The 22,162-nt window shown below is 73.8% G+C and carries 17 protein-coding genes; 6 read left to right on the top strand and 11 right to left on the bottom strand.

Translation table 11 applies throughout. From position 1 onward, the window contains the following. The first annotated feature begins 57 nt into the window (after nt 1-57). Together WME95_RS34175 and WME95_RS34180 are read left to right on the top strand one after the other, a co-directional pair. Complete coding sequence (locus tag WME95_RS34175; protein ID WP_437903547.1) at nt 58-1,335, top strand: aminotransferase class I/II-fold pyridoxal phosphate-dependent enzyme; 1,278 nt, start codon at nt 58-60, stop codon at nt 1,333-1,335. 81 nt (nt 1,336-1,416) lie between these two features. Next, nucleotides 1,417-2,259 carry an SHOCT domain-containing protein gene (locus WME95_RS34180; RefSeq protein ID WP_437903548.1) on the top strand — a complete coding sequence of 281 codons (843 nt, stop codon included), beginning with the start codon at nt 1,417-1,419 and terminating at the stop codon, nt 2,257-2,259. An 84-nt stretch (nt 2,260-2,343) separates the two neighbouring features. On the opposite strand, the gene WME95_RS34185 is transcribed toward WME95_RS34180, so the two are convergent. From WME95_RS34185 to WME95_RS34200, 4 genes are all read right to left on the bottom strand, one after another. Next, complete coding sequence (locus tag WME95_RS34185; protein ID WP_437301647.1) at nt 2,344-2,730, bottom strand: VOC family protein; 387 nt, start codon at nt 2,728-2,730, stop codon at nt 2,344-2,346. A 241-nt stretch (nt 2,731-2,971) separates the two neighbouring features. Continuing rightward, nucleotides 2,972-3,535, bottom strand: a complete 564-nt coding sequence (locus tag WME95_RS34190; protein ID WP_437903549.1) for a TlpA family protein disulfide reductase — start codon at nt 3,533-3,535, stop codon at nt 2,972-2,974. Then, entirely contained in the window at nt 3,532-4,254 is a 723-nt protein-coding gene (locus WME95_RS34195) for a hypothetical protein (protein ID WP_437543483.1), read from the bottom strand. Before WME95_RS34195 ends, WME95_RS34190 begins: the two co-directional genes overlap by 4 nt. Nucleotides 4,255-4,261: 7 nt before the next feature. After that, nucleotides 4,262-4,471 (bottom strand): DUF4911 domain-containing protein, encoded by a 210-nt coding sequence (locus WME95_RS34200; protein WP_044969590.1) that lies wholly within the window; start codon nt 4,469-4,471, stop codon nt 4,262-4,264. Between the two features lie 508 nt (nt 4,472-4,979). On the opposite strand from WME95_RS34200, the gene WME95_RS34205 reads away from it, so the two are divergent. Further along, nucleotides 4,980-6,680, top strand: coding sequence for a hypothetical protein (locus tag WME95_RS34205; RefSeq protein ID WP_437903550.1), 1,701 nt, complete (start codon nt 4,980-4,982; stop codon nt 6,678-6,680). A gap of 80 nt (nt 6,681-6,760) precedes the next feature. Here the strand turns inward: WME95_RS34205 and WME95_RS34210 are convergent, their stop codons facing one another. The 6 genes from WME95_RS34210 to WME95_RS34235 all read right to left on the bottom strand — a co-directional run bounded on the left by WME95_RS34210 (nt 6,761) and on the right by WME95_RS34235 (nt 15,846). After that, entirely contained in the window at nt 6,761-8,041 is a 1,281-nt protein-coding gene (locus tag WME95_RS34210; RefSeq protein ID WP_437903551.1) for an aspartate kinase, read from the bottom strand. Nucleotides 8,042-8,151: 110 nt separating this feature from the next. Beyond that, nucleotides 8,152-10,692, bottom strand: a complete 2,541-nt coding sequence (locus WME95_RS34215) for a tetratricopeptide repeat protein (protein WP_437903552.1) — start codon at nt 10,690-10,692, stop codon at nt 8,152-8,154. A gap of 78 nt (nt 10,693-10,770) precedes the next feature. Next, nucleotides 10,771-11,364: an MlaC/ttg2D family ABC transporter substrate-binding protein gene (locus tag WME95_RS34220; RefSeq protein WP_437903553.1), complete on the bottom strand. Its 594-nt coding sequence runs from the start codon at nt 11,362-11,364 to the stop codon at nt 10,771-10,773. Nucleotides 11,365-11,729: 365 nt separating this feature from the next. After that, nucleotides 11,730-13,214 carry a sensor histidine kinase gene (locus WME95_RS34225; protein WP_437903554.1) on the bottom strand — a complete coding sequence of 495 codons (1,485 nt, stop codon included), beginning with the start codon at nt 13,212-13,214 and terminating at the stop codon, nt 11,730-11,732. Further along, nucleotides 13,214-14,431 carry a type II secretion system F family protein gene (locus WME95_RS34230; RefSeq protein WP_437903555.1) on the bottom strand — a complete coding sequence of 406 codons (1,218 nt, stop codon included), beginning with the start codon at nt 14,429-14,431 and terminating at the stop codon, nt 13,214-13,216. The genes WME95_RS34225 and WME95_RS34230 overlap by 1 nt, the downstream gene beginning before the upstream one ends. A 542-nt stretch (nt 14,432-14,973) precedes the next feature. Then, on the bottom strand, nt 14,974-15,846 hold the full coding sequence (locus WME95_RS34235; protein WP_437903556.1) for a protein-L-isoaspartate O-methyltransferase family protein: 873 nt from the start codon (nt 15,844-15,846) through the stop codon (nt 14,974-14,976). 140 nt (nt 15,847-15,986) lie between these two features. On the opposite strand from WME95_RS34235, the gene WME95_RS34240 reads away from it, so the two are divergent. The 3 genes from WME95_RS34240 to WME95_RS34250 all read left to right on the top strand — a co-directional run bounded on the left by WME95_RS34240 (nt 15,987) and on the right by WME95_RS34250 (nt 19,570). Further along, complete coding sequence (locus WME95_RS34240) at nt 15,987-17,129, top strand: serine hydrolase domain-containing protein (RefSeq protein ID WP_437903557.1); 1,143 nt, start codon at nt 15,987-15,989, stop codon at nt 17,127-17,129. A gap of 74 nt (nt 17,130-17,203) precedes the next feature. Continuing rightward, nucleotides 17,204-19,039, top strand: coding sequence for an AarF/UbiB family protein (locus WME95_RS34245; RefSeq protein ID WP_437903558.1), 1,836 nt, complete (start codon nt 17,204-17,206; stop codon nt 19,037-19,039). A 9-nt stretch (nt 19,040-19,048) separates the two neighbouring features. Further along, nucleotides 19,049-19,570, top strand: coding sequence for a hypothetical protein (locus tag WME95_RS34250; protein WP_437543507.1), 522 nt, complete (start codon nt 19,049-19,051; stop codon nt 19,568-19,570). Nucleotides 19,571-19,572: 2 nt separating this feature from the next. On the opposite strand, the gene WME95_RS34255 is transcribed toward WME95_RS34250, so the two are convergent. Then, the gene (locus WME95_RS34255; protein WP_437903559.1) at nt 19,573-22,158 is read right to left on the bottom strand and encodes a protein kinase domain-containing protein; all 2,586 of its coding nucleotides are present in this window, start codon (nt 22,156-22,158) and stop codon (nt 19,573-19,575) included. Nucleotides 22,159-22,162: the final 4 nt, after the last annotated feature.

The following is a 22,162-nucleotide window of genomic DNA, read 5'->3' on the forward strand; positions in this document are numbered from 1 at the left end:
CGCCGCGCGCCGTCCGACCGCGACGCACGCGCGAAATTCTGCTAGATATCGCGCGCCATGACCGAACTGCGATCGTTGTCTCCCGATGCTCTTGCCTCGCTCACCCGTGAGCTCGAGGCGCGTTTTGCTGCCTTTGAAGCCCGCGGCCTCAAGCTCGACATGACGCGCGGCAAGCCGTCGTCCGAGCAGCTCGACCTCGCGAACGGCATGCTCGCGCTGCCCGGCGCGGGCGACCTCATCGCCTCGGACGGCTCGGATACCCGCAACTACGGCGGCCTCGACGGCCTGCCCGAGATGAAGGCCATCTTCGCCGAGATGCTCGAGGTCCCCTCGGAGCAGGTCATTGTCGGCGGGAACAGCAGCCTGACGATGATGCACGACGCGGTGGTCCGCGCGCTCGTCCACGGCGTGCCCGACGGCAGCGGCCCCTGGCTGAAGCAGCCCAAGGTGAAGTTCCTGTGCCCGAGCCCTGGCTACGATCGTCACTTCGCGATCTGCGAGCACCACGGCATCGAGATGATCACGGTCGACCTGCGCGACGACGGGCCGGACATGGATCAGGTCGAGAAGCTCGTCGCCGAGGACGCGGCCATCAAGGGCATGTGGAGCGTGCCGAAGTACTCCAACCCCACGGGCACCACGTACAGCCCCGAGGTCGTGCGCCGGCTCGCGGCCATGAAGACGGCGGCCCCGGACTTCCGCCTCTTCTGGGACAACGCCTACGCGGTCCACGACCTCTACGCCGAGGGCGACAAGCTCGCGAACATCGTGCCGGCGTGCCAGTCCGCGGGCCACCCGAACCGGCCGATCGTCTTCGCCTCCACGTCGAAGATCTCGTTCGCCGGCAGCGGCGTCGCCGCCATGGCGTCGAGCCCCGCGAACGTGGCGGACGCGAAGAAGCACCTCGGCATCCAGACCATCGGTCCGGACAAGGTGAACCAGCTGCGGCACGTGCGGTTCTACAAGGATTACAAGGGCTTGCTGAGCCACATGCAGCGGCACGCCGAGCTCATGCGGCCCAAGTTCGAGGCGGTGACGACCACGTTCGAGCGCGAGCTCGGCGGCAAGGGCATCGCCACCTGGACCTCGCCGCGCGGCGGCTACTTCGTCAGCCTCGACACCCTCGACGGCTGTGCGAAGGAGGTGGTGCGCCTGGCCAACAAGGCGGGCGTGAAGCTGACCGGCGCCGGCGCGACGTACCCGTACGGCCGCGATCCTCGCGACCGCAACATCCGGGTCGCGCCCTCGATGCCGCCGCTGGATCAGATCCGCGTCGCGATGGACGTCGTCGCGGTCTGTGTCCAGCTCGCGAGCGTCCGCAAGCTCGCTGGCTGATCGCCGTCATCGTCGCTCGCCCGCATTGCGATCGACGCACCGCAGTGCAAGGGTGGGCGCTTCCTCCCGGAGCGCCTCACCATGCAGCAACTCACCCTCGAAGGTCAGCAGAGAATTTCCGACCTGTCACAGCGCTATTTCGTCAGCACCGACGCGGTGATGACGCTGTTGCAGGCGCTCGTGAACGGCCATGGAACGATGGCGCAGTTCTACCACCCCGAGCTGGGCGGCGGCGGTCAGTGGATGCAGGGCGGCATGACCATGGTCGGGGACATGTTCAACAACGGTCTCAAGGCCAAGGTGGACGGCCTGTGCTCCGAGCTGTCCAGCCTGCTGGCCAGCCAGCCGTTCGTTCCAGCGCCCGCGAGCTATCCATCGCAGGGCGGTCAGCAGCAGCAGCAAGGTGGCAGTGGAGGTTTTGGGGGATCGCCGGTCAGCCTGTTCGTCCCGGGGTCGGGAGGGGGCTCGGGCAGCTGGTGGCCCGGGGAGCTCGGCGTGCCGAGCTCCAGCGGATCGCAGAACAACGTCCGATATGCCTACTTCCCCGGCGCGCGGCGCCTGGCCGTCGAGGTCAACGGGCGCGTCAGCGTCTATGACACGCTCGATCACCAGATCGGCGGTGTGTCGCAGCAGCAGGGGTCGGGGTCGTCCGTGACGTTCACCAGCCAGTACGGCGTGGTGAGCGTGCTGAGCTTGCCAATCATCTCCGGCGACCTTGCCGCGAAGCAGGCGCCGATCGCCCCGCCCGCTCCGGCGCAAGCGGCCGCTCCGGCGCAGGCGGACGCCGCCCTCCCCCGCCCTGCTCCGGCGCAGGAAGGGGATATCTTCGCCGCCATCGAGCGACTCGCCGATCTGCGGCAAAAAGGGTTCATCACCGAGCAGGAGTTCGCTGCGAAGAAGGCAGAGCTCCTCGGCAGGCTCTGAGCACGAGGCAAGGACGGTCGCCGAGGGCGAGGAGGAGCGGGCGGCGAGCGCCGGAGAGGAGCGCTCGCCATGCTCCGTCAGCCGTCACCCGCCGTGACAGACCGCTTCGATGTTGTGCCCATCAGGATCACGCACGAACGCGCCGTAGTAGCCCGGGTGGTACTGCGGCCGTAGCCCCGGCGGACCGTTGTCGACGCCTCCAGCAGCGAGCGCGGCCCGGTAAAACGCATCGACGTCGGCCCGCGTCTTCGCGACGAAGGCGACGTGCAAGCCGCCCTGAAGCGGGGTTCCCGTGCCGATCCAGAAGTCCGGCTTCCCCTCAGGCCCCAGGCCGGCGTGGGTGCCCGCCTCCCCGGTCATCTCGGGCGTGATCTCCATCACGAGCCCGTAGCCAAGGGGGGCCAGGGCCGCCAGATAGAAGGCCTTGCTCCGCTCATAATCCGAGACTGGAAAACCGATGTGGTCGATCATCATGCTCGCCATCATCGCCCAGACAGACGCGCGCCAGCTGAAGAAAAGGACTGCGCCTCTCCTCGCAGCGAGGCGCACCAGGCGCGGCTGTGCACAGCATTCCTATGGGCGACACGGAATTGCCATCTTCAGCAGGAACTCGGCACTGCGCACCAGGGCCGCTCGCGCGCCAAACGCACCATCCGTCCACACGCAGGCTTCTGGCCGGCGCCGCGGTGTTCGGCGGTCGGCGCTGCCTTGCCTACCGCGCGGGGCGCGCGCTCGCGCGCTCGAGGCCGCGGAGGACCTCCTCGAGCGCTTCCTGGGTGATGAGACCCACGTGCCGGAAGACCTCCCGGCCCCCTGCGTCGAGGACGACGACGCTCGGCACGTGGTGCAGCCCGGCGAAGGGCCCCTCTCCGGCGATCGTCGGGGCGTCCGCGAGCGCCACCGGGTACGGGAGCTTGAGCGCCGCGACGAAGGCCTCGACGAGCGGCCGGTTCTCGCTCGCCTCGAGGACCAGGAGCGCCGCGTTGACGCGCGGCGTGTGATCGCGGAACAGCCCCGCGAGGAACCGCGCCTCCGCCTGAGACGCCACATCGTAGGTCGCGACGAAGCCGATCACGCTGAACCTGCCCGAGAGCGACCCGGTCGAGAGCTCGCGGCCGTCGAGGGTCTCGTACGAGAAGCTCCGCACCGGGCCAGGCGCCGGCGCCGCCGCGGCGACCGGCGGCCCCGCCGCCGGCTCCCGGACGGCGTCGCCGCCCCCACCGCAGCCGATCGCGAGCAGCAAGAGCGGCGTGCAGACCGGCGCGAGCGGCTTCATGGCAGCGGATCACCCTCCAGGTGGGCGTCGAAGAGATCAGCGCAGAGCTGCAGCGAGGGTGGGAGCTCGGCGCCCTTGCGCCGCTGCGCCAGGACGGCATGGCACAGCTCCTCGATGACCAGCTTGATCGGCGTGGCCTCGAGCTGCGCGCCGTCGAGCAGGATCCCCGGACCCGGGGCGTCCTCCGCGCGGACGATGGGATCGTGCCGCGCCCAGGCGATGCCATCCTCGGGGAGATAGCGACACCAGAGCACCCGCACGAAGCGCAGGTAGAGCGGCGTCACCAGCGCCACCACGCGATCGCCCCCCGCGGCGACGCCGCGCAGCGCGAAGCCGCCCGCCGGGCGCGGTGCGTGCTCCCCCCCCTCGATCGCGACCTCGATCCGCTCGCGGCGCCCGGCGTCGCTCTCGACCGACAGGAGCGGCGCATAGATCGCCACCGCGGGCACCTGCAGCTTGGGCGCGTCTTCCGCGAGGACGTCGAGCCACGCCTCGCGCGCCTCGGGGCCGAGCTCCCCGTACACGTGGGCCGCGGCGATGGCCGCCTCGGCGTCGGTCGCGAGCGCGGCGAGCCACTCCCGCCAGGCGGCGAGGATGCGCGGGTCGAGCAGCGCGCCCGACGACGCGGGCAGGCCCTGCGCCGCGCCGTCGGGCGCGGCGGCGTCCAGCGAGGGCTCCTGGGTGAGATCGACCGAGCTCGGGTCGCGGCGCTCCGTCATGCCACCCTCAGCGCAGCGCGTCGCGGCGACGCGCCCCGACGTCGCGCTCCAGATCGCGCACGAGCTCGGCGAACTCGTCGCCCCGTCCGAGCGGCGCCGCGAGCGTGATCTCTCCGCCGCGATCCGCGAACAGCAGCGCGACGCCGTCGCTCGCCTCGACGATGCTCTTCACGAACACGACGTCCGCTGGATGGACCAGGACGTGTTGCACCAGCATCCCGGCGCTCGCATCCGCGATCGAGAGGGGGCCGCGCGCAGGCCCGAGCTGCCCCGCGGCCCCCGAGGGCTGTCCGCCGGCCGGAGACGCGGACGCGACTCGCCTGGAATTGCTGTCGTTCCGGCCCATGGACGGCGGAGCTAAGCACCGCTCGCCGGAGGGATCCAGCGGGCACACCCGGCGGGGATGGCCAGCCCCCTCGCCGCGTCAAGAGGCCGCGTCCCTCCCTCGATCCGCGGGCCCCGCGGCGTTCTCGCGCCCGCCAAAGCGGCGCGAGATCGTCGGGCCGCTCACCTTCACCCCTCTTGATTCGCACGGGCGGCTCGCCGGCGGCGTCGTCGGGAGGCGACAGGCCGCGGGCCCGAGCCAGACGAGAGCCGACGAGAGCCGACGGGAGCCGACGAGAGCCACCGCCGCGAGCCGGGGCAGGCGGGCTCTGGGGCCCACGGAGCGCTCGGGGATCGCCGCGCGGGGCGAAAGCGCCGCGAGGGGCGCTACACTCCCGCCGATGTCAGCCTCACGAGCCTGCAGCGAGCGAATGGAGGAGCGCCGCGAGACGTGCCCGGCGCCGCAGCCGAAGACCGCCGTCGATGACGACGAGCGCGAGCACGACGAGCACGACGAGAACGACGGCAAGCTGATCGACCTGCCGCCGCTCGGGCACGACGAGGAAGAAGGGGGCGACGAGGGCTTCGACGATCTCCTGCAGACGCTCGACGACGCGGAGCAGGGGCTCGACGACGCGAACGCGAGCGACCTCGAGATCGGCGTCGAGCTCGCCGTGGACGACGGCGGGACCGGGGAGGACGAGCCCGCGGAAGAAGGCGTCGACGTCGGGGCGCTCCACGAGGGGATCGCGGAGGCCGACGCGAGCACGTGGCTGGTCGATGAGGCCGTCGAGCAGAGCGACGCCGAGCAGGACGATCTCGACGATCACGGCGGGGCGCACGGCGACGACGGCGGCGCGGAAGGGACGGGAGAGGACCCGGCGGACGACGTGGACGAGGGGGAGCTGCCGGCGCTCGACGCGGATCAGGACGGCGCGTACGAGGGCGAAGATCTGCTCGCAGAGCTGCCCGATCTCCCCGACGACCAGGCCCCCGTCTGGGATGCGCTGCCCTGGGTCGTCGTCGAGGACGCGGGCGCCGCTGTCCCGTGCGGCACGCTCGCGGTGGCCGGCGGCTACGTCGTCGCGGGCAGCGCCGGCGCAGAGCCCGGGCTGACGAGCGAGCCCGCCGCGCGATCGGGAGGTCGCCCGCGCCGCGCGGAGCGTGCGGGCGGCGAGCGCGGGGCCGTGCTCGTCGTCGACGCGGGGGCGCTCTCCGCGCGCCGCGCCGGCATCGACACGTCGGCGTCCTCGATCGCGCTGTCGGACAGCGCGATCCTCATCGCCACGCGCCGCGGCAACCTGCTGCTGAGCGACGACCGGGGGAAGAGCGCGAGCACGCTCGGCGCGTGGGGCTCGGGCGGCGCGCCGGTGACGCTCGCGACGACGCCGGGGCGCCTGTGGGTGCTGGCCGGCAAGACGCTGTGGTCGCCCGCGGCCGGCGCGGTCGTCTCGCCGCCGGAGACCGCCTCCGCCGTGGCCGCGGGCTCGCCGCGCCGCGACGGCGCGCCGACGCCGTCGAAGGGCGCGCTCTCCCTGTCGCCCGGGCCCGCGCTGCGGGACGGCGTGCTCCGGATGAGCGCGAGCGAGGGGGTGATCGTCGCGCTCACGAGCGCGGCCGAAGGACCGCAGCTCGAGCGGCTCCGCGGCGACGACGAAGGCTCGCCGGTCGTGCCGCTGTCGGGGGCGGCGCGGCGCGCGGCCGAGGCCGACGACTGCAGGCTCGCAGCGGCGGCCGGCGGGCGCTCGATCGCGATCTCCGGCGCCGGGCTCCTCTGCGTGTCGCGCAACGGCGGCGAGACCTTCCGCGTGCTGGAGGGGCTCGCGGTGGTCGTCGCCCTCGCCTTCGCCGGCGACCACAAGGCGTCGCCGCTGCTCGCGCTCGTCGCGCGCGACGGCGAGCGCCGGGCGCAGCTGGTCCACGTGCCGTCGAACGCCGCCCCGACGCTCGTCGCCGAGCTCGGCGCGACGCCCCCCGGCGCCCCCGAGGAGGAGGCCGCGTCGATCGGACCGGCGGCGATCGCCTGGGACGCGTCGCGCGAGGTCGTGTGGGTCGCGTGCTGGGCGGGGCTCGTCGCGCTCACGCGACAGAGAAAGCACTGACGGTCGTCCTCCGCCTCGCGGGCGGCGCGCGAGCGCCGGCTCGCCGCGCTCGCACATCGCCCGCCTCGCGAGCGGCGCGCTCAGCCGCCGACGAACGACGCGTGCAGCAGGCGCTGCGCGGCCGCGACGTCCGCGGCGTCGACGAGGGCGCCGAGGCGCAGGGGGCCCGCGATCGTGAACCGAGGCGCGATGCCGGCGCGCGCGAGGACCTCCACGAAGCGCGCGAGCGGCTCCGCCGTCGCGGAGAGCCCGTCGCCGACGACGCTGACCGCCGCGAGCCCCTCGACGAGCTCGAGCGACGGCAGCAGCGCGGCGAGCTTTCGCCTGGCCCCCTGCCACTCGGGCACGTTGAGGAGGGGGATCACGAACGCGCCGCCGCCGTGACCGAAGGAGAGATCCCGGAAGCCCAGCCCGAGCTCGCCCGCCGCGCGGAGGACCTCGTCGAGCCGGAGCCCGCCGTCAGCCCGCGCGAGGACGACGTTGCCCTCGGCGACGATCGCGCGGGCCGCGAGCGCCGGAGGCGCCGAGCCCGGCGCGAACCGGCGCACCACCGTCTCCCGCGCGCCGGGGCCGGCGTCGAAGGTGGACCGCGCGACCAGGGCCACGCCGGAGCGCCGCGCCCACTCGACCGCCTGGGCGCAGACGACCTTCGCGCCGCACTCGGCCATCTCCTGGAGGACCGCGCAGTCGAGCTCGGGCAGGTGACGGGCGTCCGGGACGACCCGCGGGTCGGCCGAGTACACGCCGTCGACGTCGCTGTAGATCTCGCAGCGCTCGGCGCCCAGCGCCGCCGCGAGCGCCACGGCCGTGGTGTCGGAGCCCCCGCGGCCGAGCGTCGTGATCTCGCGGCGGTAGCTCATCCCCTGGTAGCCGGCGACGATCACGATGCGGCCGCGCGCGAGCTCGTCCTCGATGCGGAACGGGCGGACCTCGATGATGCGCGCGTCGAAATGGCGATCGTTCGTGAGGATGCCCGACTGGGAGCCCGTGAACGAGATCGCCTCGAAGCCCCGGGCCTGGATGGCGATCGAGAGGAGCGCCATCGACACGCGCTCGCCGGTCGAGAGCAGCATGTCGAGCTCGCGCCGGGGGGGATCCGCGGCCGCGCTCGCCGCCTGCCGGGCGAGCGCGAGCAGGCCGTCGGTGGTCTTGCCCATCGCGCTGACCACGACGACGACGTCGTTGCCGGCGCGCCTCGCGGCGACGACGCGCTCGGCGACCTTGCCGATCCTGTCGACGTCGGCGACCGATGAGCCGCCATACTTCTGCACGATGATCGGACGGCCCGCCTTCGCGGGCGAGGCGCCCGGCTCGCACGGCGAGCCCTCCTGCTGGGCGCGGTTCGACGGCTGCTCGGCCATGCTGCACCTCCAAGCGCTGCGCGCGCTGCGCAAGAGCTCGGGCTATCACGGGCGCGGCGCGTGGGCCAAGCGCGCGCCTCCGCCGCGAGGGCGCGGCCGCGAGGAAGCGCTCAGGCGGGCTCACTCTGGAGCAGCATCTCGTAGAGCTCCGCCTCGGAGTCGCGCCCCTCGGCCCGCGCCCGAGCAGCGAGCCGCGCGAGCACGTCGCGCCGCCGCGGCGCGACCTCCAGGCGGACGGCGTCGTCCCCCTCCTCCATCCGCGCCGAGAGCAGGGCGAGGAGATCGAGATCGCGACCGAGCCGCTCGAGCACATCGGCGAGCGCCATCGCCACCCCCTGGTCGGCGGGATCGGCGCGGAGCCGATCGGCCAGCCGCTCGGCCAGGAGCTCGTCGTCGACGCCGAACACGCGGGCCAGCGGCACCTGCCCCTCCGCCAGCGTGACGCTGCTGGGGATGGGCGCCGTGAGGTCGGTCGACGTGTCGGACCCATCGAGCGTGGGCATCTCGTCGATGGTCCCGGGGTCGATCGGCGCGGGCTTGGGCGGGGAGGCCGGCGCGCGGGGGACAGGGGGAGGCTTGATCGGCGCCGGAGCGATCACCACCGGCTCGGGCGGGATCGTGCGCCGGCGCGGGGCGGCGACGTGGACCTCGATCCGCTGCTCGGCGCGGGGCCGCTGGACCGGGCCGGGCGGCGCCGCCGGGGCAGGCGCGACCGGCGGCGCGATCTCGCCCGAGACGCGGCGGAACGCGGCGGTGATGCCCGGATCGCGCGGCCGGAGGCGCAGCGCAAGGCCTAGCTGTCGCTGCGCCGCGAGGAGATCCCCCCGGGTTCGCTCCTCGATCTCGGCGGCCTCGGCGAGCAGGGCCGCGACGGCGGCGGCGCCGTCGCCGAACGGCGCTCCCCTCGCGCGAGCGGGGCCCGCGTCGTCCGCGCGGCCCTGGAGGGCGAGCTCCACCGCGTCGCGCAGCCGCCCGAGCGCGACCGACGCTCCCCCGAGATCGCCGAGCCCGGCGCACCAGCGGCCCTCGAGCAGCCGCGCCTCCAGCGCCTCCGGCACGCCGGGCGGGACGCTCCGCACGCGCGCGATCGCCGCCGGGAGATCCCCCGCGATCTCCGCGAGGCCGCGGCCGAGCTCGAGATCGAGCGCGCACGCGGGCGCGCCGCTGCGCGCGGCGAGGGCGCGCGCCCGGGCGAGGAGGTCGAGCGCGCGCCTCCCCTCCCCCGCCGCCCGCAGCGAGCGCGCCAGGCCCGCGACCACGTCGGGGCTCTCCGGCGCGTAGCGGAGCGCCCGCTCGAAGAGCACCCGCGCGTCGGCGACGTCGCCCCGCGCGAGGAACGCCTCCGCGGCCCGGCGAGACACGGCGTGGCGCGCCTCGGCGCCGCGCGCGGAGGCCTCGAGGTGCTCGGCGTCGGCGAGCGCGCCGCGCACGTCGGCGACGTCGAGCCGCGCGTGGAATCGCGCCCACCGCAGCGCCTCGATCCCGGGCGCGCGCGCCACGCCGAGGTTCAGCGCGTCGAGGCGCACGTCGACGGCGTCCGCGAGCGCCGCCGCGCGCAGCCACGCGAGCGCGGCGAGCGGGCCGTAAGGCTCCGCATGCGCGGCGCGCGCGAGCGCGGAGAACGCGCCGTCATGATCGCCGACCGCCTCGAGGAGCGCGCCGCCGAGGAGGCCGGCGTCCACGGCGGGCATGGCGTCGACGACGGTCGAGAGCGCCCCCTCGGCGCGCTCGCCGATCACGAGGTCGAGCCAGGCGAGGCGCGAGGAGATCTCGGGGTGCCGCGGGGCGCGCTCCAGCGCGGCGAGGTAGGCGCGCCGCGCCTCGTCGAGCCCGCCCGCGAACGCGAGCTCGTCGGCGGCGCCCGCGAGCTCGGCCGCCTCGAGCGCCCTGAGCGCGCGGTCGCCCAGCGCGGGCGGCGCCGCGCCGAGCGCGCCCTCGGCGCGGAAGCGGCCCGCCTCCGCGGTGACCACGGCCCACTGCACCCCGTCCACGGCGGGCGCCCTCGCGCCCGCCGCGGGCAGGAGCAGGCGGACGATCCGCTCGACCGCGGCGTCCAGAACGATCGCGCCCTCGACGAGGCGCCCGTGCGTACCCGCCATCATCGAGAGGGCCTGCAGCGCGAGCGCGTGCGGCGGGGCGGCGAGGCCGATGCCGCGGGCGCGCTCCGGCAGGAGCCTGAGCGCGCGCTCCCCCGGGGCCACGGCGACGTCGAACGCGAGCGCCGTCTCGCCGGATCGCAGCGCGACCAGCGCGCCGTCCTCGATGGGCGCGATGATGAGCTGCGGCGCGCCGTCGCCGAGGAGGCCGCGGAGCCGCGGCGCGGCCCAGACGGCGAGCTCGGTCCCCTGCGCCTCGACGGAGAGCCGGACGAGCTGGCCACGCCGGTGCCGGAAGCGCGCCACGCCGCCGGAGAGGTCGACGGGGAACCGGATCCCGGCGAGCCGCACCACGAGCTCGGTGACGCGGAGCGGACCGAGCGCGAACGGCTCCCCGAGCTCGATGGCGAGCGCGCCCTTGCTGACGGCGAGCCGGAGGACAGGACGGTCGTCGGGCGGGCGCGGGGCCGCGCCGCCGCCGGGCGCGAGCGCGCGGATCGACGGCGCAAGGCCCAGCGCGCGCGCCGGCCGGCCGCGCCTCTGTCCAGCAGCCATACCCGCCAAGGGTATCAACCCGGCGGCATTTCAGGCGAGTTCACGGCGATCGCGCCGGACGAGGCGCGGCGGGGCGGGTCAGACGTCGCCCTTGGCGAGCTTGTCCTTCATTTTCTGGAGGAGCACCGGGAACCCATCCTTCTTGATGATCTTCGTGAACTGCGAGCGGTAGCTCCCCACCAGGCTGACGCCCTCGGTGACGATGTCCTGCACGAGCCAGGCGCCCCCCTTCTGGGAGAGCTTGAAGGCGATCTCGACCGGCTCCTCGCGCGCGTCCGTCTTGGAGAAAGCCTTGGTCCTGACCGTCATGACGCCGCCGCTGTCGGTCTCGCTGAGGTACTCGACGTTGAAGTTGAGCGTCTTCTTCAAGTTGCGCTCGTAGGCCTTGCGCACGAGCTGCTTGAGGAGCTCGCTGAACTGCTTCTTCTCGGCGTCGGTCCGTGCGGCCCACTCGCTGCCCAGCGAGGCCTCGGCCAGCGCCGAGTAATCGAGCATCTCGTCGAAGACCGCGCCCACCTTCTTCTGGTTCTCGCCTCCCCCCTTCTTCAGGAGGTCGAACAGGGCCGTCTGCCTGGCCTTGACGACGTCCGTCGCCGGCCCGGCGCTGGCGAGGCCCACCGGGCCGAGCGTGAGCGCGAGCAGCGAGAACGTCGCCGCGAAGAGAGGGTTCATCCTGCGTGTCACGTATGGTTCTCCTTCTGTGCCTGCGGGCAGCGAGCGCGCCTCGGGAGGCTTCTACTGCTCACCTTGGTCCTACGCAAACGGCCTGCCAGGTCGGACGCAGGGCCCGGCGGCCCGGCGCCGTCCCGCCCCTGCTCTCCATGAACACCGCGAAAGGAGACAGCAATCCGACTGCGCTGGCCCGCTCCCCAGGGGAAGACGATGGCCTCGGCGGCCTATTCACGCGCCGCGGCGGGCTCGGCCGCAATCTCTCGGCTGGGCGCCCGGAGAAGCTCGTACGCCGCGCAGCGGGGCGTGAACGGAGCGCCACGCGTCCGATGTGACGATGCATCGACCGCGGCCGCGCGGGCTCCGCGTCAGCCCGCCGGGCGCGATCGCGGGGAGAGCTCCGCGGCGACGGCGAGGCGCTCCGCGCCGCCGGACTCCGGCGGCCGGTCCGGGACCCTCACCCGGAACGCGGTGCCCTCGCCCTCGCGGCTGTCCACCTCGATCGCGAAGCCGTGATCGTCGAGGATCCGCTTCACCACGGCCAGGCCGATGCCCATGCCGTGCGTGCGGGTCGTGAAGAACGCGTCGAAGAGGCGATCGCGGGCGCCCGCGGGGATGCCTCGCCCCTGGTCGCGGATCTCCAGGAGCCAGGCGCTCGGGTCGCGCCAGAGGCGCACGGTCACGACGGCGCCCGCGGAGCTCGCCTGGATCGCGTTCCGCACGAGGTTCCAGACGACCTGGCGCATCTGGGCCGCGTCGGCGGTCACCGGCGCGGACGGCGGCCCATCGAAGCGCACCTCGACGTCGCTGCCGCGGCCCGAGCGCCCCGCGAGCACGACGACGTCGCGGGCCGTCGCCGAGAGGTCCACGCCCTCGAGCGTGGGCACCCGCGGGCGCGACAGATCGAGCATGTCGCCCACGAGGTCGTTCAGGCGCGCGGTCTCGCGCTCGATGATCTCGCAGAGCTTGCGGTCCTCGTCGGAGAGCGTCCCGCCCGTGCGGAGGAGCTCGATGGACCCCGCGATCGAGCCGAGCGGGTTCCTGATCTCGTGGGCCAGCCCCGCGGCGAGGCGGCCCAGCGCCGCGAGCCGCTCGGCCTGCTCCGCCCGCGCGGTGGCCTGCTCTGCCCGCGCGGTGGCCTGCACGAGCCGGCCGCCCGTCGCGCGCAGCCGCTCCGCCAGGTAGCTCGCGAGCAGCGTGACCACCAGGATCGCGAGCAGGTTGACGAACATGGGGTACCGCAGCTCGCCCCACTGCGTCGCGTACGCCCCGGCGGGCTGATCCGGCGGCACCCCGAGGAGGTGCAGCCAGAGCGCCGCACACAGGACGAGGTACGCCGCCGCCCCCGACGCCGCGGCGACGATGGCGCCGGGGAGCCCGAGGAGGATCGCCCCCGTGAGGCAGGTGAGGCCGTAGAGCGACGTCGCGCCGCTCGAGGCCCCGCCGGTGATGTACACGAGCGCGGTCCAGGTGATCTGATCGGTCACGAGCTGCGCCCGCGCGATCGCCCGGAGGGCGCGGTTCATGCGCAGGAACACGGCGTAGATGCCGGAGACGCCGTACGCGGCGGCGACCGTGACCAGCGCGACGTTGCTGGAGAAGCTCCCGGGGGTGAAGCCGCCGAGGTACACCGCCGCGGTCACGACGAGGAAGACGGTGAGCACCGCGAGGCGCAGCGCGATGAGCCAGGTGAGCCGGCTCGCGAGCGGCGCCTCGGCGCCGCCGGGAGCGCCGGACGGGAGCAGCATCGCCGGCGCCGAGGCGCGGGCGTCGCGCGACGGCGCGGCCTCGGCGTGATCTCGCGGCGCCCCGGCCTCGCCGCCCGGGCTCGCCGGGGAGGCCGCGGGCGACATCACTCCGCCTTGATCTTGCCGGCGAGATCGAAGATCGGCAGGTACATCGAGATGAGCACGACGCCCACCATGCCGCCGACGATGACCATGAGGAGCGGCTCGAGCAGCGACGTCAGCGCGGCGACGGCGACGTCGACCTCCTCTTCATAGAAGTCGGCGATCTTGTTGAGCATCGTGTCGAGGGCGCCGGTCTGCTCGCCGACCGCGACCATCTGCACGACCATGCCAGGGAAGACCTGCATCTCGCCGAGCGGCTCGGCCATGTTCTTCCCTTCGGAGATCTTCTGGCGGGAGTACATGAGGCCCTCCTCCACGACGACGTTGCCGGCCGTCTTCGCGACGATGTCGAGCGCGTCGAGGATCGGCACGCCGGAGCCGAGCAGCGTGCCGAGCGTGCGCGAGAACCGCGCGACGGCGATCTTCTGCATGACCGGGCCGATGATGGGGAGCCTGAGGATGAGGCGGTGCACCATCCGCTTGCCGGACGGCGAGCGGTAGAAGTAGGTCGCGCCGACGACCGCGCCCACCGCCACGACCACGATGAGCGGGAGGTAGGTGACGAACGTCTTCGAGACGGCGATGACGATCTTCGTGAGCTGCGGGAGCGCGTCCTTCGCGCCGAACTCCGCGAACATCGTCTCGAAGGACGGGATGACGAACGACATCAGCACGACCATGACGACGACCATGATCACGATGACGGCGATCGGGTACGCGAGCGCGCCCCGCACCTGGCGCGCGAGCTTCACGCGCTTCTCGATGTAGATCGCGAGCCGGTTCAGGATGCTGTCGAGGATGCCGCCCACCTCGCCGGCCTGGACGAGGTTGACGAACAGGTCGTCGAAGATCTTCGGGTGGCGCCGGAGCGCGTCGCTGAACGTGGCGCCCTGCTCGACCGTGTTCTTGATGTCCTTCAGCGCCGCCTGGAAGACCTTGTTCGGCTCCTGGTTCGACAGGATCTCGAGGCACTGGACCAGCGGGAGGCCCGCGTCGATCATCGTCGCGAACTGGCGGATGAACTTGACGAGGTCCTTCGGCTCGACGCCCGAGCCGAAGCTCAGGCTGAGGCTGAGCTGCGCCCCCTTCTTCTTGACGCGGGTGGGGTTGAGCTGCTGAGCGCGGAGGCGGTTCTGCACCGCCGCCTCGTTCTCGGCCTCCATGGTGCCCTTCCGGATCTCTCCGGTGCGGCCGCGCGCCTCCCAAACGAACTCCGCCATAGTGCTCCCGGTCTTCTCCCTGATCCACGACGGGCCTAGCCGACGCGCAGGGGCGGCCCCGCCTCGGGGGAGGCCAGGATAAAGTTCCAGGCGGTCCAGGGTCAAAGACGGTGGCGCGTTCTCTGATCCGGCAGGGGGGGCGGTGGGGGGCGGTGCGATGGGACGGGGGAGGAAGGAAGAGAGGGAGGGAGAGGGCGCCACGCCGAGCAGCACGCGCCGGCGGGGGTCTCCGCGCGGCGGGGGCGGGCGGGCGCTCGGCCATCCGCCAAGAGCGGGAGAGCTTGCGCTGAGAACACCGCCCGGCATGTCTCCCTTCGGGCCATGCCACCTGGAACGTTTCGTCGCGCGCCACACAAGGCGCGCCTGAGACGCCGCGCCCCCCGACACCGGATGGTACCTCGGTCGGTGCTCGCCGCGCCCACCCGCCCCCGCCGCGCGGAGACCCCCGCCGGCGCTCACCGCGATCCCAGCCCGACGGGGCGTCTGGTCCAGAGGGGTCAACACCGGACGGCGAAGGCGTCGGTGCGTGGCCGCTGCGAGAGCTACCCGCGCCCGCGCTCCGCCACGTAGCGGACCGCGCCGTGCACCTCGCGGAGGAGCGCGCCCTGCCGGCGCTCGACACGCACGAGTTCCTGGTGGCCCTCCCACGCGCCGACCGGCGCGACGAGGACGCCCCCGTCGCTCAGCTGCGCCTCGAGCGCCGTGGGAGGCTCGGTCAGCGCGTACGTCACCGCGACCTTCCAGGGCCGCTCCGACGACGACGTCCGCTCGCCCGCGAGCACGCGCTCGGCGAGCGAGCGCCCGTCGCCGCACAGCAGCGTGACGCCCGCGCCCTCGTCGAACGGCGCGGCGGCGCTGGCCAGCGCCTCGTCGCCCTCCTGGCGATCTGGCCGCGCGCCGAGCAACCGCGCCGCGCGCGCGTGCAGCACGGGGTCGATCTCGATCGAGGCGACGTGCCCGGTCGGGCCGACGATGCGCCGCGCGAGCGCCGCCCCGTAACCGGTGCCCGTGCCGAGCTCGAGCAGGCGATCACCCGGACCGAGATCGAGCAGGCTGTACGTGAGCAGGTACGCGTGCGGCGCGCTCACCGTCGCGTGACCCGCGCGGTCGAGCGGCAGCGGCGTGTCGTCCGCCGACGCGGCGAGATCCTCCGGCAGGACGAAGCGCTCGCGCGGCACGAGCAGGATCGCGTCCAGGTAGTGGGCGAGGAACTCGAAGCGGCGCGCGAGCTCCGCCACGAGCGGCGCCCGCGCGACGCGGCCGGCCTCGGCGAGCTCGACGTCGGACGCGATGGCCGCGTCGAGCCGCTCGGAGACCGGCTCCCAGCGATCGGGCCGGCGATCGTCGTACCTCGCCGCGAGCGCGGCGAGCGGCGCGACGGCGGCGCGTATTTCGGTGCCCACGGGAGAAGCCACGGGGAGATCCTGAAGCAGGACCGCCGGTGCGGCTCGATCTTTCAGGGAACGCGTCGCGATTGTCCACGCGTCGCCCGGCTCATCCGTCCGGCCGCCAGAGCTCGTTTGACACGGGCGCCCCGCCCTCCTCATCCTCGGCCATGACCCCCGTCGATCTCACGCCGATCGCAGCGCTCGCGATCGAAGCACACCGCGCCGCGCCCTGCGCTTGCGTCGCCGCAGCCATGCGCACGCGAGACAACGTCCGGTACGGAGCGGGCGCCGCTGGACGGCTGTGGCAGGAAGACAGCCCGCCGGCCGGCGCCCGCAACGCGACGCCGGCCGCGGCGACGGGCGACGCGATCTTCGATCTGGCGTCGGTGACGAAGCCGTTCACCGCGCTCGCGTTCGCCCGGCTCGCCCGCGCCGGCAAGCTGAGGTTCGACGAGCCGCTCGGGCAGGTGCTGCCGGAGCTCGCCGGCACGCGATCGGCGCGCGTGCCGCTCGAGCTCCTCGCCGCCCACCGCGCCGGGCTCGAGGCGCACCGCCCGCTCCATCCGCCCGGCGACGACGCGCCGATCGATCCCCTCGGCGCGCTGCTCGAGTGCGCGAACGGGCGCCGCGCGGAGTGCGAGGGAGATCCGCCCGCCGGCGGGTTCACGCCGGTGTACAGCGACCTCGGGTACCTGCTGCTCGGCGCCGCGGTCGCGCGGCGCGGCGAGGCCGAGCTCGACGAGGTCGTCGCGCGCGAGGTGACGGGCCCGCTCGGGCTCGCGGTCGCGCCGGTCCGCGCGCTCCGGCGGCGTGATCCGCGGTTCGACGAGCGCGTCGTCCCCACCGAGGACGTCGCGTTCCGCGGGGGCGTGCTCCGCGGCGCGGTGCACGACGACAACGCCTGGACGATCGCGCGCGACGGGATGGCCGGGCACGCGGGCCTCTTCGGCGACGCCATGTCCGTGGCGCGGCTCGGGGTCGCGCTGCTCGAGGCGCTCGCGGGCGAGCGCCAGGAGTGGCTCTCGCGCGACGAGGTAGAGCGGCTGATCGCGCCGCGCCCGGGCGGGTCGCTGCGCGCCGGGTTCGACGGCAGGAGCGGCGAGAGGCCGAGCTCCGGCGCGCGCTTCGGCCCGCAGACCTTCGGCCACCTCGGCTTCACCGGGACGAGCCTCTGGATCGATCCGGAAGCGGAGCTCGTCGGCGTGCTGCTCACGAACCGCGTCCACCCGACGCGCGCCTCCGACGCGATCCGTCGCGCGCGACCCGCCGTCTATGACGCGATCGTGGAGGCCATGGCGCGGGCGCGATGACGCGAAGGCGGATGGCGCGCCGCATCGCTCCCGCGTTTTCGCGGGCCGGCGCGGAGCGATGCTAGGCTGCCGCGGTGTCACACGGCGCCGTCCCCGAAGAGCTGGGCCCGTCCCCCGGGCTGGTTCGCCCGCCCGCAGAGCCGCCGCGCGCGGACGGCGCGCCGAGACCTCCCGACGCGGGCCACGCCCCGCCGCCTGGATCCGCCAGGGCGCCGCGGCGCGCGCACACCCCCGCCGCGAGGCCCAGCTCGCTCCGCCAGAACGCCACGCAGAGCGGCCGCTTCGTCCGCGCGTACCTGACGACGTTCACGGTCATCGCGAGCTACCTCTGGTTCTTCTTCCTCCGCCGCCTCTTCGGGGAGACGTGGGCGAACAACCGCGTGGACGAGGTCCACGCGAAGAACGCCCGCCGCATCGAGCGCACGATCGTCGAGCTCCAGGGGCTCTTCATCAAGGTCGGCCAGATGCTCAGCATCATGGCGAACTTCCTCCCCGCGACCCTGCGCGCGGGGCTCGAGGGGCTGCAGGACCAGGTGCCGCCGCGCCCCTACGAGGAGATCGAGGCGCGCATCGCCGAGGAGCTCGGGCGCCCCATCGGCGAGGTCTTCGCCCGCTTCCACAGGGAGCCGCTCGCGAGCGCGTCGCTCGGCCAGGTGCACGAGGCGTGGCTCATGGACGGCACGCGCGTGGCCGTGAAGGTGCAGCACCGCGACATCGACGAGATCGTCCGCCTCGACCTGCGCACCATCCGCCGCATCATGGCGATCGTCGCGCAGTTCGTCCCCGTGCAGGGGCTCGACGCCTACTACCACCAGATCCGCTCGATGATCCTGGAGGAGCTCGACTTCGTGCGCGAGGCCAGGAACATCGTGCGCATCGCCGACAACTTCGCGAAGCAGCCGCAGGTCCGGTTCCCCCGGCCCATCGAGGCCTACTGCACGCGCCGGGTGATGACGACGACGTTCGTCGAGGGCATCAAGGTGGGCGACGTCGCGGCGCTCGACGCGCACGGCGTCGATCGCAAGGCGCTCGCCCGGCAGATCGTGCAGGTGTTCTGCCAGCAGATCTTCATCGACGGCGTCTACCACGCGGATCCGCACCCGGGGAACATGCTGGTCGGGCCGGACGGGGAGCTCGTCCTGCTCGACTTCGGCGCGGTCGCCGAGCTGTCCCAGGAGATGCGCGAGGGCATCCCCGAGTTCCTCGAGGCCGTGATCCGCCGCGACACCGAGGGGATCATCAAGGCGCTGCGCAAGATGCGCTTCTTCTCGCGGCGGGACGCCGTCGACGTCAGCGAGAAGGTCGTCGAGTTCTTCCACCAGCGCTTCCAGGACGAGGTGAAGCTCGAGTCGTTCAACCTGAAGGACATCAAGCTCGACCCGCAGAAGGGCATCGAGAGCCTGATCGACCTCCGGCGCATGAACATCGGGCTGAAGGAGCTCTCCGGCGCGTTCCACGTGCCGCGCGACTTCGTGCTGCTCGAGCGCACCCTCCTCCTCTTGACCGGCGTCTGCACGCAGCTCGATCCGGACCTGAACCCGATGGACGTCGTGCGCCCCTACCTGCAGGACTTCGTGCTCGGCAGCCGCGACTGGGCCCAGATCGCCCTCGAGGCGGCGAAGGACATGGGGATCAAGGCGCTGACGATCCCGGACGACCTGCGCAAGTACCTCACGCGCGCCAACCGCGGCGAGGCCGAGGTGAAGATCCGCGGCCTCGCGCAGGCCGCGTCGCTCGTCTATACGGGGGTGCGCCAGCTCATCTACGCGGCGCTCGCGATCGCCGCCGGCTTCGCGGGGCTCCAGCTGCACCTGGCTGGCCAGGCGGCGCTCGCGCGCTATTGCCTCTACGGCGCCGCTGCGGCCGGCGCGCTGCTCGCAGGGAGCCTCCTGCTCACGAACCGAGGGTGACGACACGCCATGAGCTCGATCGATCTGTCCCAGTACGAGGCCGACGTCGCGGCCGCCGAGGCCGAGGTGACGCGGATCAGGGAGGCGAACGCGGAGCTCGCCGAAAAGTACCGCGGCGTTCCCGCGGAGGACGCGCGCGAGATCCTCCGCCGCGGCGCCGCGTCGCTCGCCGCCGCGCGCGACCGCTGCGAGGCGGCGCGCGTCGCGCTGAAGCTCGCGCAGACGACCGGCTCGCCGCACGGGCTGCTCGCGAAGGACGGGGTCGTCGCGGGCTCGGTGGCCGTCGTCATCCCCGCCGGCTCGTCGAGCGGCGAGCGGGCCCGCCTCGTCGAGGAGGCGCTCTCGGCCGAGCTCACCGGCGCCGCGCGCGACCTCGGCGTGGTGCTCGCCGCGCCCGCCGATCGCTACACGCGTGAGCGCCCCGGGCGCGACGCGGAGGGGCGCACCATCCTGGACGTCTCCGGCCACGTGGAGGGCGATCTGCTGATGCCCGCCGTCTCCAAGGCGGCCAAGAACGCGCGCAGGAGCTGAGCTCAGCCCCGGAACGCGGCGATGATCGCCGCGGCCCGCTCCTCGACGCGCGCGAGGAGCGGGGCGAAGCGCGCGTCCGAGCGCGCGCGGTCGAGCACCGTGCAGCGCTGCATCCAGAAGGCGTCGAAGAGCCCCGCGTCCACCGCGCCGGCGAGCACGCGGAAGAGCGCGTCGTCGTCGCCGAGGAAGGCGAGGATCTCGGCGTACATCTGGAAGAAGAGCGGGCGCAGCCGGCTGCCCGGCTCGGAGCTGTCCGCCTTCGCGCTCAGGAACGCCCGCTGCTCGTCCGAGAGCCGCGACGTCGCGAGCACGTCGCGGTAGATGCGCGCGTACTGGATCGGGATGGTCTCCATCGCGAGCGGCAGATCGTCGATGGGGAACGCGGCGCCGCGCCACAGCCCGAAGCGGGCGCGCATCACCGCCTTGTGAAAGCGGCTCGACGGGTCCTCCGCCGGCAGGTCGAGCAGCACGCCGGCCGCCGGCCAGTCGCCGAGCAGCGCGCGGCCGCGCGCCAGCTCCCAGCGCGGGAACGGCTCGCTCGGATCGAGCGCCAGCGCCGTGTCGAGCCGGAACATCGCCTCGTCGACGAGCCCCGCCTCGAGGAGGATGCGGCCGAGCAGCTCGTGCGCCTTGGCCAGGCTCGGCGCGCACTGGAGCGCCTTGCGCAGCGCCGGGACGGCGCCGACCGGATCGCCCGCGCTGAAGCGCACCGTGGCGAGGGCCACCCAGGGCTCGCCGAGCGCGGGGGCCAGCGCGATCGCCCGCTCGGCGGCCTGCTGCGCCTTCACGAACTGCGCCGCGCCTTCGCCGCGCGCGCCCATCAGCCGCGCGAAGGCGATCGCGTAGCCGGACAGGATGCTCGGATCGTTCGGGGAGAACGACAGCGCCTCCTCGAACAGCGCCACGGCCGGCGCGGCGTCCCCGTACCAGAGGCGCCGCATCTGGTGGCGCGCGCGCAGGTACAGGTCGATCGCGCGCGGGTCGCTCGGCGACTCGCGCTCGCGGCTGGCGGCGTCGACGGTGAGCGCCGCGGCGATCGCGCCCGCCGCGTCGTCGCTCACCGTGAGCAGCGCCTCGGGCGAGCTGTCGAACCGCTTCGCCCAGAGCTGGAACCCGTCCTCGACGCCGATGACCCGCACGGTGACGCGCACGCCGCCAGGCGGCATGCGCGACGCCGGCCGCGAGTACGGCGCGGGGGGCTGCGAGCGCGGCCCATCCGGCCCGTAGCCGCCGCCGGTGCGGCGGATCGACCCCTCGACGACGACCTGCACGCCGAGCTCGCGACCGACATCCCTGGGATCGCGGCCGTCGAGCCGCACCCGGGAGACCGCTGCGCGCGGCCGGACCTTGAGGCCGGCGGTCATCGACAGGGTGTCGGTGAGGTCCTCGGTGAAGCCGTCGGCGAGGTACTCGTCGTCCGGCGCGCCGACGTTGCGGAACGGGAGCACGGCGACCGTCTTCAGCGACGACGTCGGCGTCGGCGCGGGCGTGAGCACGGGCGCGGGCGCCGCCAGCGTGGGCGAGTTGAGCCGCCGCTGCGGCGCCGTCACCGCCTCGACCGGCGACGCGGCGACCCGGGTCGGGTTCTGCTCGATCGGCTGCGGCGCCGTCGGTGCGGCCGTGGCGGAGGACGCGGCGATGGCGGACACGAGCGACTGCGCCGGCTGCGGGGCGATCGACAGGCGCGAGCGCGCGAGCAGGAGCGCGCGGTGGGCCTCGGCCGCGCTGGCGTAGCGGTCCTCACGGCGGATCGCCATGCACCTGAGGACGACGTCCGCGACGGCGAGCGGCACGTCCGGACGGACGGAGCGCGGGTCGGGCGGCGGGGACTTGAGCCTGGACATGGCGGCCGCGATCGCGCCGGCGCCCGGCCACGCGCGCCGGTGGGTGAGGCACTCGAAGAGGATCATGCCGAGCGCGTAGATGTCGGTGCGGGCGTCGAGGTCGGGCTCGCCGGTCAGCTGCTCCGGCGACATGTACGCGGGGGAGCCGAGCACGAAGCCCTGCGACTCCGCGGCGCTCGGCCCGGACGAGGTGCGCGCGATGCCGAAATCGGTGATGACGACGCGCCCGTTCCTGTCGACGAGGACGTTCTCGGGCTTGAGGTCGCGGTGCACGATGCCCGCCGCGTGCGCGGCGCCGAGCCCGTCGCAGAGCGAGCAGCCGATGCCGATGGCCTGCTGCGACGGCATCGGGCCCGTCCGCGCGAGAACGCTGTGCAGCGACTCGCCCTCGACGCACTCCATCGTGAGGAACTTCTCGCCGTCGTGGTCGCCGAAGTCGAACGTCCGCGCCACGTTCCTGTGCGTGACGCGGCGCGCGAGCTTCACCTCCTGCCGGAAGCGCTCGAGCATGCCGGCGGAGTCAGCGAGATCACGGCGGAGCATCTTGAGGGCGACCACCTCGTCGAGCTCCACGTCGCGGACGCGGTACACGCTGCCCATGCCGCCGGTGCCGAGCAGGCCGAGGATCTCGTAGCGCCCGGCGATGCGCTGAGGCGCCGCGACGAAGCCAGACCCATGGCTCGGCTCGCTGCGCGGCTCGGTGCGGGGCGTCGGCTCGGAGGCCGTCAGTCGCCTGTCGCTCACGCGT

The sequence above is a fragment of the Sorangium sp. So ce327 genome, from assembly GCF_051530205.1.
In the GTDB taxonomy this organism is placed as follows: Bacteria; Myxococcota_A; Polyangia; order Polyangiales; family Polyangiaceae; genus Sorangium; species Sorangium cellulosum_B.

Excerpts from the sequence above, each read along its gene's own strand:
- WME95_RS34175 (WP_437903547.1), top strand. The coding sequence starts at position 58 with ATGACCGAACTGCGATCGTTGTCTCCCGATGCTCTTGCCTCGCTCACC.
- WME95_RS34180 (WP_437903548.1), top strand. The coding sequence starts at position 1,417 with ATGCAGCAACTCACCCTCGAAGGTCAGCAGAGAATTTCCGACCTGTCA.
- WME95_RS34185 (WP_437301647.1), bottom strand. The coding sequence starts at position 2,730 with ATGATCGACCACATCGGTTTTCCAGTCTCGGATTATGAGCGGAGCAAG.
- WME95_RS34190 (WP_437903549.1), bottom strand. The coding sequence starts at position 3,535 with ATGAAGCCGCTCGCGCCGGTCTGCACGCCGCTCTTGCTGCTCGCGATC.
- WME95_RS34195 (WP_437543483.1), bottom strand. The coding sequence starts at position 4,254 with ATGACGGAGCGCCGCGACCCGAGCTCGGTCGATCTCACCCAGGAGCCC.
- WME95_RS34200 (WP_044969590.1), bottom strand. The coding sequence starts at position 4,471 with ATGCTGGTGCAACACGTCCTGGTCCATCCAGCGGACGTCGTGTTCGTG.
- WME95_RS34205 (WP_437903550.1), top strand. The coding sequence starts at position 4,980 with ATGTCAGCCTCACGAGCCTGCAGCGAGCGAATGGAGGAGCGCCGCGAG.
- WME95_RS34210 (WP_437903551.1), bottom strand. The coding sequence starts at position 8,041 with ATGGCCGAGCAGCCGTCGAACCGCGCCCAGCAGGAGGGCTCGCCGTGC.
- WME95_RS34215 (WP_437903552.1), bottom strand. The coding sequence starts at position 10,692 with ATGGCTGCTGGACAGAGGCGCGGCCGGCCGGCGCGCGCGCTGGGCCTT.
- WME95_RS34220 (WP_437903553.1), bottom strand. The coding sequence starts at position 11,364 with ATGAACCCTCTCTTCGCGGCGACGTTCTCGCTGCTCGCGCTCACGCTC.
- WME95_RS34225 (WP_437903554.1), bottom strand. The coding sequence starts at position 13,214 with ATGTCGCCCGCGGCCTCCCCGGCGAGCCCGGGCGGCGAGGCCGGGGCG.
- WME95_RS34230 (WP_437903555.1), bottom strand. The coding sequence starts at position 14,431 with ATGGCGGAGTTCGTTTGGGAGGCGCGCGGCCGCACCGGAGAGATCCGG.
- WME95_RS34240 (WP_437903557.1), top strand. The coding sequence starts at position 15,987 with ATGACCCCCGTCGATCTCACGCCGATCGCAGCGCTCGCGATCGAAGCA.
- WME95_RS34250 (WP_437543507.1), top strand. The coding sequence starts at position 19,049 with ATGAGCTCGATCGATCTGTCCCAGTACGAGGCCGACGTCGCGGCCGCC.